The organism is Treponema primitia ZAS-1 (assembly GCF_000297095.1).
Taxonomy (GTDB): Bacteria; Spirochaetota; Spirochaetia; order Treponematales; family Breznakiellaceae; genus Termitinema; species Termitinema primitia_A.
The window spans coordinates 77,512-92,511 of sequence record NZ_AEEA01000181.1 but is presented as its reverse complement, the minus strand read 5'-3'; the positions used below and the strand labels follow the sequence as shown (position 1 = coordinate 92,511).

Here is a 15,000-nt window from a genome sequence, read left to right as displayed (position 1 = left end):
AATGTAGGTGTGCTTTCGTGCCTCCTAGGCGCATGGCTTCACCGGCCGGTTCGCCAAATTACGTTTTTAATTAAGCCCCAAGCGGTATGCATCGTTATGCGACAAAGGCCCCCTATGGACCCCTCCAGGACGTGGAGAACGCACAACAGGATCAGTTATCGGGGGTGGTGGTTACAGCCACCAGGCCCCTATACTTCGTATTGTGCGTTCTCGAAACTAAGTTAAGGGGTCCATAGGAGGGCTTAATCCTTCCAGGGAAATATCAGGCCCTTCAGGGTCCGGGTCCCGGTTTTTTCACGTTCATCCACGAGCAGGACATCCCAGGGAATTTTGCGGCGGTCCGCGTTGGGATTGGCCTCAAGCCAGTCGTATTTGAGGAGCCGGATCCGCAGCGCTTCGTCGAGAAAGAGGAGGACTCCCCCCGGGCCCGGGAGGAGGAAAAGCAGGGGCAGGGATAGTGCCAGAATCACCAGGGAGACGATGCCGGACATGATGCAGAAAAAAGAATTATCAAGGAGGATGAGGAAACATTTTTTTATAATTTTGAAGAATTTGGTGTCCAGCCGGGAACGGATGGGGAAGTAGAATTGCAGCGCCAGGATTCCTATCAGCAGGGTCCAGAAGAGGAGGCTGCCCAGAAGCAGTCCCAGAAAAGAACCCAGATTGAAATAAAAGGGGATACCCATGGTTACAAAAAGAAACCCCAGGAAGAAAAGGATACCCAATAGGACTCCCGCAGGCCAGGCAGACTTTAGGTTTCTGAAGAAGTCGGCGAATCCAAAGGAGCTATAATCTGATATAGCTTTGAGGGTCAGTGCCGCGGTGGAAAGATAGACAAAACACAAAAGCATGAAGAATCCCAGGAATACCAAGCCGAGCAATGGAAGGGACTCAAACAGGGGAAGGACAAGAACCGCCGCAATTAAAAAGGCAAGGAATACCAGATTTACCAGGACTACCCTGAAGAGGTTATCCCATAGATCGTAGAAGGACTTTTTTATGAGGAACCCGAACATGGGATTACTATAGGCCGGAATGCTCTTCGTGTCCACCGTCACCCGTGGTTCCTCAGATTTTTGAAAAAAAACCCTAAGGAAAGGGATAAAATATTTAGTTATTTTTTTTAAAATGTGATACAATATTCTATAATTGGTACTAAATTTTGTAATATGGAGAAGCTGGTGGAGCCTGATTTACAGATTGGCAAACAGGAGCAGGAACAGGAAAAAGATCTGTTTGTCCGTATATTCAGACAATTAAGCGCATACAAAGATCCTTATCAATCTATTTCGGGAATTCTAAAGGATACCTGCGATTTTTTCGGGTTTTTTGGCGCTTTTGTCTATGAGGTGGACCACACTAAGGTGTTTCATCTCTATGAACACTATCGCGCTCCTGAGGCGGGGCTGCCGGAAACCCTGGTTCTGTCGGAGCATTTGAGTGAACACAATATAGGGGAATTGACCCGAAAGCTCGGGGAAATTGTCTATCTACGGTCAAAAAAAACTAAACTTGGATCAAAATTTCTTGAGCTATTTTCCGCTAAGTCCCTGGTTATGATCCCCGTTATTATTGAACAGAATGAACTTACCGCTCTTATCGGCATGGTGGACCGGCGGCATCCTGTACGGCTGACCAAACAGGGAATCGTTGACGCCGATGCGGTACTTTCGGTGCTTGCGGGGCATATCAAGATGCGGGTTTATCAGAAACGGCTGGAACGCGCCTATTCTTCCCTGCGGAACATGGTTGATAAGGCCGGGGTTGATATGTACGTCAACGATTTTTATACCCATGAACTCCTCTTTATCAACGAATCCCTGGCTGCTCCCCGGGGTGGGGTGGAAAAGCTGCTGGGGACGCCTTGCTGGGATGCCCTCTACACCACAAAAAAGGGTGAATGCGATTTTTGTCCCAAGAATAAGTTGGTGGATGATATGGGGAACCCTACCCAGGCCTATACCTGGGACTTACAGCGCCCTTCCGACGGTTCATGGTTCAGGATGGTGAACGCCGCCATCAGATGGGTGGACGGCAGGCTTGCCCATGTGGTGAGCAGTATCAATATTACGGAGAATAAGTATAATGAAATGTTGGTGCGTCGTTTGGCGGAATGTGATGCCCTGACTTCCCTGCCGAACCGGGGAAAGCTGGTGGAAGATCTGAACAAGTGCCTGGCTAATCCGGACCAAGAAGCAGAACGGGGTTATTTGATATTCATCGATTTGGATGATTTCAAAAAGGCAAACGATTCCTACGGTCATCTGGTGGGGGATGCTCTATTGCGGCAAATAGGTCATTTTCTGCTGGACAAAAGCACGATCCTGGGAATTCCCTACCGTTACGGCGGGGATGAATTTGTTATTGTGGCGGCGAATAAGTCGGCGGATGATCTTGACCGTATTCGGGAGCTCTTGTTGAAGCGTTTTGCCAGGGAATGGCGGATCGACGGCAATTCGGTTTATTGCGGGATCAGCGCTGGAGCGGTTCCTCTGGGGGACAAAACGGCGGACGAGCTTATTCATGCTGCGGACATGGCCATGTACGAAGTTAAAAAGAGCGGGAAACACGGATTCCGCCTGGGTTCCCTGGATTAAATATGATGCTTAAACCTGAAGACTATATCGCTGATTGGCCGGACATGCCCTATCCCAACTTTTCTGCGTGGCTTGAGGATCTGTCTGCGCGCTGGGATAGTAAAACCGCTATTTTTTACCGTTCCGGCAAGCAGCGGGAATTTACCCAATGGTCCTTTGCCCGGCTGGCTCTGGAAAGCCGGCGTATAGGCCGGGGACTCCTGGCTGCGGGGCTGGTCAAGGGTGACCGGGTTGCCCTCTGGTCGGAAAATCGGCCCGAGTGGATTGCCGTCTGGCTCGGCGCAGCGGTGGCGGGGCTGGTTATCGTGCCCATAGACTTCCTTCTCTCCGAAGCGGAATGTTCCAATATTCTGAAAATTACCAACGCGAAGGCCTTTTTTTATTCCGGCCGGAAGCGGGACTATGCAACGGAGCTCCTTGCCCGGGGCGGCAATGCCCAAGGAATCCTCCTCAATGCTGCTGTGTGTATCAGCCAGGAGGGGGAGAATTTTTTCGAAGCCTTTGGCGTAGCGGCCGGTGATCAGATGCTCCCGAAGGCGGAGGATATTGCCGGGGCCGATCCGGTATCCATCGTCTTTACCTCCGGCACTACGGGATTTGCCAAGGGGGTTACCCTGAGTCATAGGGGGATCATCGCCAATTCCAGCGCCGCAATCCGTTCTCTGCGGGCCTACCCCTCGGATGTGTTTGTTAATGTGCTCCCCCTGCACCATACCTATCCTACCACCTGTTCCTTTATTTCCCCCCTTTCCGTGGGGGCCGCCACCATTATTGTGGACAAGCTCGTGGGGAAGGTGGTCATCGACGATATCCGCGAAGCCGGGGGAACCTTCCTCATCGCGGTACCCCTGCTCTACGACAAGGTGAAGGCGGGGATACAGCAGGGTTACCAAGCCTTGCCGTTTATTTTGCGGGCAATCCTGGAACCCCTGCGGAAGCTGGCCCTGGCGGAAGCGAATAAGGGTAACTATCAATTTGGCCAGCGGGTCTTTAAATTTATCCGCAAAAAGACGGGGCTTGCATCCATCCGGATAATGGTCGCCGGCGGTGGTCCCCTGAACCCCAAAACGGCAGACTTTTTCGACTCCTTCGGCTTTAACATGGTTCACGGCTACGGTATGAGCGAGAACAGCCCCCTGATCAGCGTGAGCACCCCCTGGCATAAGAACAATGTCTCTGTGGGTCTGCCGGTAATGCATACGGAAGTGAAGATCATCGATAAAAATGAAGAGGGTATCGGGGAGATTGTGGTAAAATCCCCCTCCCTCATGCTTGGCTACTACGATAACCCCGAAGCTACTGCGGAGACCTTTACCCAGGATGGGTACCTTAAAACCGGGGACCTGGGCTTCATCGACGAGCGGGGTTTTATTTACATCAACGGCAGGAAGAAGAACCTCATTGTCAGCTCCGGGGGCAAGAATATCTACCCCGAGGAAGTTGAAGCCCACTTCGACGGTTCCCGGGTTATTGGGGAGATCCTGGTGCTGGGCCGGAGGGAACCGGACTATGGGGGAGAGGAGATTTTCGCCGTGGTGGTTCCCAACCTGGAAGCCCTGGGGCAGGATTATCCGGATAAGGAACTGGACGACAGCTTTATCCATGGTTTGGTGAAAGCCGAAATAGGCGATGTGAACCGCAGCCTGCCGGGGTACAAAAAGATAAGTAATTTTACCCTCCGCCGGGAGCCCTTTGAGAAAAATGCTCAGCAGAAGATACGCCGCTTCCTGTACAAAAGCTACGAAGAAGGCCCGGCTAAATAGGAATAACCACGGACCACACAGACAAAGAGGGAAGAACTCGGAGGATGTGACAGGCGGTTCGGCAAAGATGGACACGCAGGTATCGGACCTACGGTCCGCGTCTGCTTGCGTGGTTATTCCTAATTTGAAATTACTTACCGAAAAAATATAAGATCAGCAGAGATATTTCTATCGTTCTATATAGGCGGGCTTATGGTATTCCATATCAAGAGAACTACGGCTGTGCGGGTAACTCCCCGACTAAAGTCGGCGTTGCTCAATAATTCATCACTATCGCTTTAGAAACTTGATACAAAAAAGCCTCCCTGTTTCAGGGAGGCTTTTTCTACTCATACCTTGGGCTTTGCAGCTGCGGGTTTCTTCGCAGCTGCTCTCTTCTTCGCCGGAGCCTTCTTCTTTGCCGGGGCTTTTTTCGCAGCGGCTTTTTTCGCTGTGGCTTTCTTCGCCGGTTTGGCGGCAGCTTTTACCGGTTTGACGGAGGCCTTTGCCTCAGCCTTCAATTCTGTGGCATACACCTTTTCCGCAGCAAGGATATCCTTGTTGATGGCGGCTTGTTTGCCGTACAGTTTCTTAAGATCGTCGAGAGCTTTGTCTGATTTTGCCATTGTATTCTCCTTTTTATAATTTTATCACACTCTGTAAGAGTTTGTCCATATCATTTGTCAAAAAAGAATTTTATTTTTCTGACATTATTTTTTTTGGGTAGTATTTGATCCAGGGCTGAATCGAACAGCCGACCTGCCGCTTAGGAGGCGGCCGCTCTATCCCCTGAGCTACTGGACCTCTCCATATGTATACCCCGTATTGATGGTATCTGTCAATGTTTTTGGAAATGATTTATAGTTTTGCCGGTGGAGCAGATAAAACTATTGGAAAAAAACAGCGTACACTCAACTGACCGGATCGGAACCGACAGAATTGGAAAATTGCTTTTTGATTTTTCTGTTCCCGCCATTATCGGAATGCTTGTAAATGCGATATATAACATCGTGGATCGTATTTATGTAGGCCAGGGGGTGGATCCCCTGGGAATAGCGGGAATAAGTCTGGTAATGCCGGTGATGATGGTCCTAATGGCTTCCTCAATGCTGATCGGCATCGGCGCAAATTCTCTTTTTTCGATCCGCCTTGGGCAGGGCCGTAAGGATGAGGTTGAAAAAATCATGGGCCACGCCTTTGCGCTGCTCTTTTTTGTTCCGGGAATCGTAATAGTGGTATGTCTTATTTTTCTGGATGATATTTTGCTTAACATATTGGGGGTAAGCGCTGCGGTTTTTCCCTATGCGAAGGGTTATCTTCAGGTAATTCTCTACGGCGGTATTTTCAGCGCCATGGGTCCGGGGATTAATCATTTCATCCGATCCGATGGGCATCCCAAAACTTCCATGTTCACCCAGATCCTCGGCGCGGTGGTCAATATCATTCTGGATCCCATTTTTATCTTCGTATTCCGCTGGGGTGTGGCCGGCGCGGCATGGGCGACGATTATTTCGCAGTTTATTTCTTTTATCTGGGTCATAGGTTATTTCAATTCCCGGTTTACCATGCTTCGTTTCCGCTTCCGGGCTATGAAACTTGAATTGAAGACGACCCTTCAGATACTGGCTATCGGTTTTGCCCCCTTTGCAATGCAATTGGCCATAGGGCTGGTAAATATTCTCCTGAACCGTACATTATTTGCGTACGGCGGCGATATTGCGGTCGCCGCCATGGGTATTGTGTACAGTATTTTGATTGTTATCATCATGCCCCTTCAGGGACTTAATCAGGGAGCCCAGCCTATCATCGGATACAATTACGGCGCGAAAAAATACGATCGGGTTAAGAAAACCTATAAATGGGCGGTGATTTATGCAACCGCGTTCGTCTGCGCCGGGTTTATCCTTTTTCAGTTTTTCCCCCATTTTTTCATCGCCCTTTTCCGGAACGAGGAAGGGGAGCTGATGGATATAGGGACCTTTGCTCTGTGGAGATGCACCATGTTCCTGCCGCTTATCGGTTTTCAGATACTGTCGTCAAATTTCTTTCAATCCATCGGAAAACCGGTGCAGGGAACTGTTTTAAGCCTATCCCGGCAGATATTGTTCTATATACCTCTGCTGATTATTCTGCCAAGGTTTTTCGGAATACGGGGGGTCTTTTTGGCCATGCCCTTAGCGGATGTGGGCGCATCGATCCTTTCAGCCTTTGTCATTGCCCGGGAGCTGCGGATCCTCAATGCAATGGAGAAAGAAACGTAGTTTGTTATTTCTTCACCTTTAGAGCCCGGGTGGCGTTACAGATGGCGATCACCGCCACGCCTACGTCACCAAAGACCGCTGCCCACATGGTTGCAATACCCAATGCGCCAAGAACAAGGATGACGCCCTTTACGCCCAATGCAAAGACGATGTTTTGGTTTACGATACTGCGGGTCCGTTTGGCAATATCCATGGCGGTGATGAGCTTGGATGGCTCATCGGTCATGATAACCATGTCCGCCGCTTCAATGGCCGCATCGGAACCCAGGCCTCCCATGGCGATGCCGATGTCACTGCGGGCCAATACCGGGGCGTCGTTGATGCCGTCCCCAACAAAGACCAGTTTCCCCGCAGATTTTTTTTCGTTTTCCAAAATTTCCAGCTGCTCAACCTTTTGGTGGGGCAGCAGTTCCGTATAGACCCGGTCGACTTCCAGTTCACGGGCGATTCTCTCCCCCGCAGCCTTGGTATCCCCGGTGAGCATCACCGTATTCTTAACGCCCCGTCCCTTTAGGGTGCGGATCGTTTCCCGGCTGTCCTTTTTCAGCTCGTCACTGATAATGAGGCATCCCGCATATACACCCTCTATTGCCAGATGAACGATGGTCCCGTCAACGTCGGGGTTTGCAGCGGGGTAGGGAATCTTTTCTGCGTCCAGTAAGCGGCTGTTTCCGGCCAATATTTTTTTTCCGTCAACCAGTACCCGGATTCCCCGGCCTGCAATTTCCTCAAGGCCGCTGATTCGTTGCGCGTCCACGGACTTTCCGTAGGCTCGCTGTATGGAAAGGGCGATGGGGTGGCTGGAGTTACTCTCCGCATGGGCGGCATAAAAAAGCAGATCCTCCGGGGTATAGTTTTCCGCCGGCACAAATTGGGTTACGGTAAAGACCCCCCGGGTGAGGGTACCGGTTTTATCAAACACCACGGTATCAACATTGTTCAGGGCGTCCAGGTAGTTACCCCCCTTTATCAGGATACCCTGACGGGAAGCGCCGCCGATGCCGCCGAAAAAACTTAAGGGTATGGAGATAACCAGGGCGCAGGGGCAGGATACTACCAGAAAAACTAAGGCCCGGTTGATCCATTCCGAAAAAATTGCGCCGGGTATGAGCAGGGGCGGGACAAAGGCCAGTATCAGGGCCATGACCACCACCGCCGGGGTGTAGTACCGGGCAAATTTGGTGATGAAATTTTCTACGGGCGCTTTTTTACTGCCCGCGTTCTGTACCAGGTTTAATATCTTTGAAACCGTGGATTCCCCAAAGATTTTCGTAACCTCGATTACCAGGAGCCCGCTTGTGTTGATGGAACCGGAAAGGACGGCGCTGCCTGCCTCCACATCCCGGGGCAGGGATTCTCCGGTGAGGGCGGAAGTATCCAGGGCGGAGCGGCCTTCCAGAACAATACCGTCCAGGGGAACCCTTTCTCCGGGCTTTACCACCATGATATCCCCGGCCTTCGCTTCCCCGGGATCGGCCTTTACGATTAATTCACCCCGTTTCAGGTTGACATAGTCCGGCCTGATATCCATCAGAGCGGTGATAGAGGACCGGGAACGGTTTACCGCGTGGTCCTGGAAAGCTTCGCCAATCTGATAGAACAGCATTACTGCCACTCCCTCGGGGTATTCCCCAATGGCGAAGGCGCCGATGGTGGCAAGGCTCATGAGGAAGTTTTCGTCAAATACCTGTCCCCGGGATATGTTTTTTGCCGCCCGGAGCAGCACCTCCCCGCCTATGAGCAGATACGCCGCCAGGAACAGTCCCAGTTCAATAGGCCCGGTAAATTGAAAGACCAGGGCGATAATAAAAAGTATAGCCCCAAGCCCAAAACGGACATAGTCGAAAATTTTTCCCCGATCCGGCGCTGTTTTTATCGCCGGTGAAGGGGATCCCGCTACAGCCGTATCAATTCTGGTCATGATGATATCCGGCTCGTGCTGCTTTACGATTGAATCCGCCCGGGCGATAATTTCCCGGGCATGATCATCGCCGGAAGCGTCTCCACCGGCGGTTTCCAGAATAAGTTTTTGGGCGTTAAAGTCGATAACGGCATTTTCTACTCCGTCGAGTTTCCGTATCCCCGATTCTATTTTAGCTGCGCAGACCGGGCAGCAAAGGCCTTCAAGGCTGAATTGCATTTCCATATCCTAGCTCCTTTCGCATACGTGGACTAAACCGGCGGCGAATATGGCCCCCACATGTTCGTCATCCAGGGAATAAAACACCACCTTTCCATCCCGGCGGTATTTAACCAGTTTTGTCTGCCTGAGGGCCCGCAGCTGGTGGGAAATTGAGGACTTGGTCATCCCCAGGAGTACCGCGATATCGCAGACGCACATCTCGGAGTGGAGCAGGGCGCTGATGATCTTAACCCGGGTCGAATCCCCAAAGACTTTGAAGAGATCCGCCAGGTCCAGCAGGGATTCCTCCCTGGGCATATGTTTGCGGACATCGGCGACGATATCCTCGTGGATGGTATTGCAGTCGCAGTTGTCAATTTCGGCAATGTACGTACTCATTTACTTCTCCTTAGTTGAACGGTTGAGTATATAGACAACTATAATGAAAAAGTTTCGCCCCGTCAAGTGTTTTATTGAGAAAATCGGATGATAATTTATTGTGCCGATTGCCTTATGGATAATGGCATAGTATAATAAATTATAGAGGTTTTTATGAAATTGAGTTACACCTACTATGAGTCTGAGGATGGGTGGTTTGTTGGGCATTTTGATGATTATCCCGATTACGATACCCAGGGCCGATCTCCGGAAGATTTGGAAACCATGCTCAATTCATTGTATCGTGATATGGAATTAGACAAAACAGTTCCTGCCAAAAGGAAAGAGTTGGAATTGGCTAGTTGAAAAGAAATTTGCTTCTGAAAAAACTAATAGACCTTGGAGCAGAGCTGCTCCGGCATGGTAGTGGTCACGATATATATATCAACCCAAAAACAAAGGTAAAACAACCCATCCCGCGGCACAATGACATTGAAGAACGTCTTGCAAAAAGTATTATCAAAAAGCTCTCATAATAGCGAAGTGACTATTAAAAATCGGGAAGGAAAAAGTCAACGGTCTTTGTCAGATTTATCGCCCCTTCCAGGGTGGCGGCTATGTTCTCCGCCCCCAGATCTGCGATGAACCCCGCCTTTTCCATGGCCTTCCGCGGCTGCTCCCGGACTTCGCTGATGATGAGCTTGATTTTGCCATGCCGGCATTGGGCCAGAAAAGATTCCAGGGCGGTGATCCCCGTGGAGTCTATGGCGGGAACATCCCGCATCCGCAGAATAAAGGCGCTGGGCTTTTTTGCTACCCCCCGCAGGGTGTGCTGGAGCATATCCGCCACACCGAAAAAGAAGGGGCCGGTAATTTCGTATATTTCAACATCCTTGGGATGCGGAGGCAGGGCGGCGGTGTTTCCGGAGGATAGGCTGTCGGCGAACATTAAACCGGCGCTGCCAATCCTTTCACCGGAATGTATTTCCGTTACTTCAATCATCCGTTTGAGGAAGAGGACCACCGCCATGATCATCCCCACTTCCACCGCAAAGGTCAGGTCCACCGCAATGGTGAGTATGAAGGTGGTAAGGAGCACTATGGCGTCGCTCTTGGGGGCCCGGCGGACGATCCGGGCGAACCGGGCAAGGTTACTCATGTCCCAGGCTACCACCATGAGTACCGCCGAAAGACAGGCCAGGGGAATGGCGGAGGCCGCAGGCGCCAGAAAAAGGATGAAAAGCACCAGGGTCAGGGAGTGGATCATCCCCGAGACGGGGCTTACCGCGCCGGCTTTGATATTCGTTGCGGTCCGGGCTATGGCGCCGGTGGCGGGTATGCCCCCCATAAAGGCGCCGGCTATGTTGCCCACCCCCTGGGCTACCAGTTCCATGTTGGCGTTATGCCGATCCCCGGTCATGCTGTCCGCAACCACCGCCGAAAGGAGGGACTCGATGGCCGCCAGCAGGGCGATGGTAAAACTATCCGGCAGCAGGTCCCGGATCATGCCCCAGCCGATCTTTGGGACCACCGGTACGGGCAGACCCTGCGGTATACCCCCAAACCGGGTCCCGATGGTTTCCGTGGGCAGCCGGAGAAAGTAGCATACCAGGGTAGCTGCGATAACCCCAACCACTGCGGCGGGGATACGGGGGTACAGTTTCCGCACCAGGAGTATGATACCCAGGGCGCCCAGGCCAATGCCCAGGGTTACGGGCTGCAGGGTAGGCAATAAGCCAATGTACTGTCCCCAGGATTCAAAAAATTCCGGGGATGTTTTTTCAATCGCCAGGCCGAAAAAATCCTTTATTTGCTGGGAAAAAATCAGAACCCCGATACCGGTGGTAAAGCCCGTGGTAACCGGGTAGGGGATGTACTTTATCAGGCGCCCCAAACCGGAGACACCCATGAGGATCAGGATAATCCCCGCCATGGTGGTGGCCACAATGAGGCCTCCCATACCGTGCCGGGCTATTACCCCGTAGATGATCACCACAAAAGCCCCGGTGGGTCCGCCAATCTGAAACTTGCTTCCCCCGAGGAAGCTGATAAAAAAGCCCGCCGCAATGGCGGTATACAGCCCCTGGGCCGGAGTCCCCCCGGCGGCTATGCTGAAGGCCATGGCCAAAGGCAGGGCGACAATGCCCACCGTAAGGCCGGAAATACAATCCTTTCCAAAGGACTTTAGGGAATACTTCTGCCCACCCTTTTTGGAAAAAAGCTCGAAAGTCCTGGGGATAAAATCTTTGAGTGAGACAAGTTTTATACTATTAAATAATGCCATAGATAGTATTGATAGTGAACATAAGGGAATAAAAAAACAAGGGGACGTTTGGTCCCCTTGTTAGCCTACACCCTGGTTTCCAGAAACTTTTTCCATCCGCCGTAGGCGCTAATGTCTTCCGCGTCCTTTGCGGCGTAATCCTCACAGAGGAAGCCCGTGACTTCCCCGCCATCGTTTAAATGGATTTTGCCAAAGGACATGGGAGCCGGAATCGACGCAATCAACCGGGCGAAACCTTCCCCGGGAAGGCTCCAGAGTTCGGTCGCAATGGAGCAGCCCTTAACGGCATCCCCAGCCCCGACGCGTAAAAGCCCTGGTTTTGCCGGGGTGGTGTTCAGGGCAAAGAGCCGGTACTCCGGGGCCGTCCGGGCGGTTCCGATAAACTCCGCCCCCAGGTCCAGCAGCGCTTGGTTTAAAGGCATATCCCGCATATGGAGGCCGTGTACCGCTAGGGTGATCCTCCTTTCCGCGAGCCGGTGTATGCTTTCCGCCAGGGACCGTAAATAGCCTTCCTTGTTATAAAGGGAAAATGCCGTAACGCCAAAGGGAAATCCGTCATCGGTATGGCCAAAGGGAACGGCGATGGCGGCAAGGTCCAGGAGGTTGCAGTGGTTGGTGTAAAGCCCCAGTTTGCTGTTGGTCTCCACGGGGTTTTCCCGCACCTGGGCCCGGGTCCAGGTGCCGCCGGCGGTGGGCAGGACAAGAACACCTCCGGCCAAAAGCTGACGGGTTTCCTGCCGGTATGTTTCCAGTTCGTGCATGGCCTTGAACAGGGCTTGGGCGCTCATGCCTTCCCCCTTGCCGGAGCTTAAGATACCGCGGGTTACGGGGAATATGTCCCCGGGGCGGGCCTCCACAAATTCCCCCAGGGCTTCCCAGCGTTCGGCGATCCAGGGGCCGCCGTAGAGTATGGATGCCGCCCTTTGAAAAAGACCGGTGTCAATCCGATGGATCGCAATACCGCTGATGGTCGCCATCGCCGTAATGGCCTGGGTAAAGGTCTGCCAGCATTGTTGATACGCTGCGGCCAGATCGCCAAAAAATTCCGGCTCCTCCCTGGGCAGACAGATATACTGCGGGGCTTCCGGCGCCGGCGGCGGCAGGGGGCGGGACCATTTGTCGGCGGCGTTGAATTTGCGGGCGGCGGCATCAACGAGCATACAGTCCCCGGTGGTATTGGCAAAGACCGTAACGCAGTCCAGGCTTTCGCACGCCGGAACCACCCCCAAGAGGGGCCATGCGCCCCGGCTCGGTTTAAAACCCACCAGATTGTTCAGCGCCGCGGGAACCCGTCCGGAACCGGCGGTATCGGTGCCCAGGGCAAACACCGCCTGCCCCAGGGCCACACAAACCGCGGAACCTGCGCTGGAACCACCGCTGATGTAGTCCCCATTCAGCGCATTATGCACTTCCCCATAGGGACTACGGGTCCCCACCAGGCCCGTGGCGAACTGATCCAAATTGGTTTTGCCCAGGGGCAGGGCCCCTGCGGCGATAAGGTTGTCCACCACGGCGGCGCTGGTTTTGGGAGTGTAGGCATATGCCGGGCAGCCTGCGGTGGTGGGGACCCCTTCCAGATCGATGTTGTCCTTGATCGCAAAGGGTATGCCCCAGAGGGGATGGTCCTTAATGTCTAAATTTTTTAGGGCGGCGATCCGGGGTTTGATACTTTCCATGAACGGTTCAGTGATCCAGATATTTTTTTCCCGGTTGGCCTCAACGCGGTTTATAATTTCCGCAATCACCTCTTCGGGATTTAAAGTCCCCGTCAGGTACTGTTTCCGCAGCCAATTGGCAGAAAGGGTTTTGGGCAGCATTGCAAACTCCTTCCTTGTGATATACCGCCCCTCGGTTTATGTCAATCCATAAAAAATTTTTCGTATTGACAAACATAAAATCTTGCCCATATGCTCACAGCATGCTATATGATCCAGGGGGCGGCGGGATGGACGATCCGATTATCGAAGTAAAACACATGGTTATGCGGTTCGGCAGCTTTACCGCCAACGAGGATATCAACCTGCAAATCCGGCGCTCCGAGATCCACGCCATAGTCGGGGAGAACGGCGCCGGCAAGAGCACCCTGATGAAGGTCCTCTACGGGGTTAATATTCCCAGCTCCGGGGAGATTTTGGTGGATGGCCGGCCGGCGGAGCTGCATCCCCCCGCCAGGGCCATCGCCGCGGGCATAGGCATGGTGTTCCAGGACTTCCGGCTGGTGTCGGCCTTTACGGTTTTGGAAAATATACTCCTTGCCCTGCCAAAGGAGGCGGCAAAAAACCGCGCCGGGGTGCGGAGCGAAATTCTGGAGATCTCCGGCAAGTACCACATCCCCGTGGACCCCGACATGTATATATGGGAGATGGACCTGGGCCAGCGGCAGCGGGTGGAAATTATCAAGGTTCTTTTGATGAAGAACACCAGGGTTCTGATCTTTGACGAACCCACCAGTGTGCTGACCGAACACGAGGCGGGGGTGTTTGTGGAACTGTTAAAAAAACTGCGGGATGACGGTTACGGCATCCTTTTTATCACCCATAAGCTCCACGAGGTGATGGAGTGCGCGGATATCATCACGGTGCTGCGCCAGGGGAAGGTCACCCATATTGCCAAAAAAGAAGATGGCTTCCGCCGGGACGCCCTGGTCAAAAGCATGATGGGGGAAGAGGTTGCAGGCAAGACCCTGGACTACGGTTCCTATAAAAACAGCAAAGATATGATGACAAAATCGGAATTCAACTTTATCTGCCGGGGTCTCTTTATAGAGGACGATCACCGCCGGGAAATTATCCGGAACATCCATCTGGAAGTGAGGGCCGGAGAAATCTACGGCTTGGCGGGAATTTCCGGCCGGGGACAGCGGGAGCTTTTAGAAACTATCTTTGGTATCCGCGTTCCCTCCGGAAATCCCCTCCAGGGGGTGTTGTATCTCCACGGCGAGGACATCACCATTACCGATATCAACACCCGGATCGCAGGCGGCGTTTCTTTTATTTCCGAAGACCCCATCCGGGACAATGTGGTGCCCGGGATGAGCATAGGCGAGCACATGGCGCTGGGAGGGGTGCCCCTGAAAAGCCGGGGGCTTGGCATAGACTGGAAGGCCGTGCGGGAGGAAATCGATCAGGTAGATTCCGTCCGGCTGCTGGGGGTGCCCGACCTTAACCGGAGTATGGACACCCTTTCCGGGGGCAATGTGCAGCGGGTGGTCCTGTCCAGGGCGGTTGCCAAGGTGCCCAAACTGCTTCTGGCAAGTTATCCCTCCCGGGGGCTTGATGTGGGTACCGTGCTTGCGGTCCACCAACTCCTGCTTCGTCTTAAGCAGCAGGGCTGCGCCATACTCCTGGTGTCCGAAGATTTGGGGGAGCTCTTCGATCTATCGGACCGTCTGGGTGTCATTGCGGACAATGCAATCTACGGTCCCTACGACCCCCGGGATATTTCCCAGGCCGAAATAGGCAACATCATGCTGGGCGGGGCTGTTCCCGCCTAAGAGGCCCTTCCCAAGCAATCCTTTCTCCTACCGGTGAATATTTATACAAAATGTGTATATTTTTAGCTTTTTTATACAAAGCCACTTGACATTTTGTATATTCCTGGCGAATATGTCTATGCT

The 15,000-nt window shown here is 52.7% G+C and carries 12 protein-coding genes and 1 tRNA gene; 6 read left to right on the top strand and 7 right to left on the bottom strand.

Translation table 11 applies throughout. From position 1 onward, the window contains the following. Positions 1-242: 242 nt before the first annotated feature. Entirely contained in the window at positions 243-1,058 is an 816-nt protein-coding gene (locus tag TPRIMZ1_RS0117795) for a hypothetical protein (RefSeq protein WP_232616874.1), read from the bottom strand. A gap of 123 nt (positions 1,059-1,181) precedes the next feature. On the opposite strand from TPRIMZ1_RS0117795, the gene TPRIMZ1_RS0117790 reads away from it, so the two are divergent. Together TPRIMZ1_RS0117790 and TPRIMZ1_RS0117785 are read left to right on the top strand one after the other, a co-directional pair. Next, a complete protein-coding gene (locus TPRIMZ1_RS0117790) occupies positions 1,182-2,597 on the top strand; it encodes a GGDEF domain-containing protein (RefSeq protein WP_232616873.1) in 1,416 nt (471 codons plus the stop codon). Between the two features lie 2 nt (positions 2,598-2,599). Next, positions 2,600-4,360 (top strand): AMP-dependent synthetase/ligase, encoded by a 1,761-nt coding sequence (locus TPRIMZ1_RS0117785; protein WP_100217124.1) that lies wholly within the window; start codon positions 2,600-2,602, stop codon positions 4,358-4,360. A 329-nt stretch (positions 4,361-4,689) separates the two neighbouring features. Here TPRIMZ1_RS0117785 and TPRIMZ1_RS20630 read toward each other — a convergent pair whose 3' ends face one another. Together TPRIMZ1_RS20630 and TPRIMZ1_RS0117775 are read right to left on the bottom strand one after the other, a co-directional pair. Next, positions 4,690-4,965: a hypothetical protein gene (locus TPRIMZ1_RS20630; protein ID WP_010263866.1), complete on the bottom strand. Its 276-nt coding sequence runs from the start codon at positions 4,963-4,965 to the stop codon at positions 4,690-4,692. 105 nt (positions 4,966-5,070) lie between these two features. Beyond that, positions 5,071-5,143: transfer RNA gene (locus TPRIMZ1_RS0117775), tRNA-Arg, on the bottom strand. Between the two features lie 86 nt (positions 5,144-5,229). On the opposite strand from TPRIMZ1_RS0117775, the gene TPRIMZ1_RS0117770 reads away from it, so the two are divergent. Beyond that, a complete protein-coding gene (locus TPRIMZ1_RS0117770) occupies positions 5,230-6,600 on the top strand; it encodes an MATE family efflux transporter (protein ID WP_026043797.1) in 1,371 nt (456 codons plus the stop codon). 4 nt (positions 6,601-6,604) lie between these two features. On the opposite strand, the gene TPRIMZ1_RS0117765 is transcribed toward TPRIMZ1_RS0117770, so the two are convergent. Next, positions 6,605-8,746: a heavy metal translocating P-type ATPase gene (locus TPRIMZ1_RS0117765; protein ID WP_010263863.1), complete on the bottom strand. Its 2,142-nt coding sequence runs from the start codon at positions 8,744-8,746 to the stop codon at positions 6,605-6,607. A 3-nt stretch (positions 8,747-8,749) separates the two neighbouring features. Continuing rightward, positions 8,750-9,121, bottom strand: coding sequence for an ArsR/SmtB family transcription factor (locus TPRIMZ1_RS0117760; RefSeq protein ID WP_010263861.1), 372 nt, complete (start codon positions 9,119-9,121; stop codon positions 8,750-8,752). Positions 9,122-9,274: 153 nt separating this feature from the next. Here TPRIMZ1_RS0117760 and TPRIMZ1_RS0117755 point away from each other — a divergent pair, with 153 nt between their 5' ends. Together TPRIMZ1_RS0117755 and TPRIMZ1_RS20205 are read left to right on the top strand one after the other, a co-directional pair. Continuing rightward, positions 9,275-9,466, top strand: coding sequence for a hypothetical protein (locus TPRIMZ1_RS0117755; RefSeq protein WP_010263858.1), 192 nt, complete (start codon positions 9,275-9,277; stop codon positions 9,464-9,466). Next, positions 9,463-9,636 (top strand): type II toxin-antitoxin system HicA family toxin, encoded by a 174-nt coding sequence (locus TPRIMZ1_RS20205; RefSeq protein WP_010263856.1) that lies wholly within the window; start codon positions 9,463-9,465, stop codon positions 9,634-9,636. The genes TPRIMZ1_RS0117755 and TPRIMZ1_RS20205 overlap by 4 nt, the downstream gene beginning before the upstream one ends. 14 nt (positions 9,637-9,650) lie before the next feature. Here TPRIMZ1_RS20205 and TPRIMZ1_RS19510 read toward each other — a convergent pair whose 3' ends face one another. Together TPRIMZ1_RS19510 and atzF are read right to left on the bottom strand one after the other, a co-directional pair. Further along, complete coding sequence (locus TPRIMZ1_RS19510; protein ID WP_010263854.1) at positions 9,651-11,384, bottom strand: SulP family inorganic anion transporter; 1,734 nt, start codon at positions 11,382-11,384, stop codon at positions 9,651-9,653. 65 nt (positions 11,385-11,449) lie between these two features. Next, the gene (gene atzF / locus TPRIMZ1_RS0117740; RefSeq protein WP_010263852.1) at positions 11,450-13,201 is read right to left on the bottom strand and encodes an allophanate hydrolase; all 1,752 of its coding nucleotides are present in this window, start codon (positions 13,199-13,201) and stop codon (positions 11,450-11,452) included. 128 nt (positions 13,202-13,329) lie between these two features. Between atzF and TPRIMZ1_RS19505 the strand changes: the two genes are divergently transcribed. Then, a complete protein-coding gene (locus TPRIMZ1_RS19505) occupies positions 13,330-14,877 on the top strand; it encodes an ABC transporter ATP-binding protein (protein ID WP_010263850.1) in 1,548 nt (515 codons plus the stop codon). Positions 14,878-15,000: the final 123 nt, after the last annotated feature.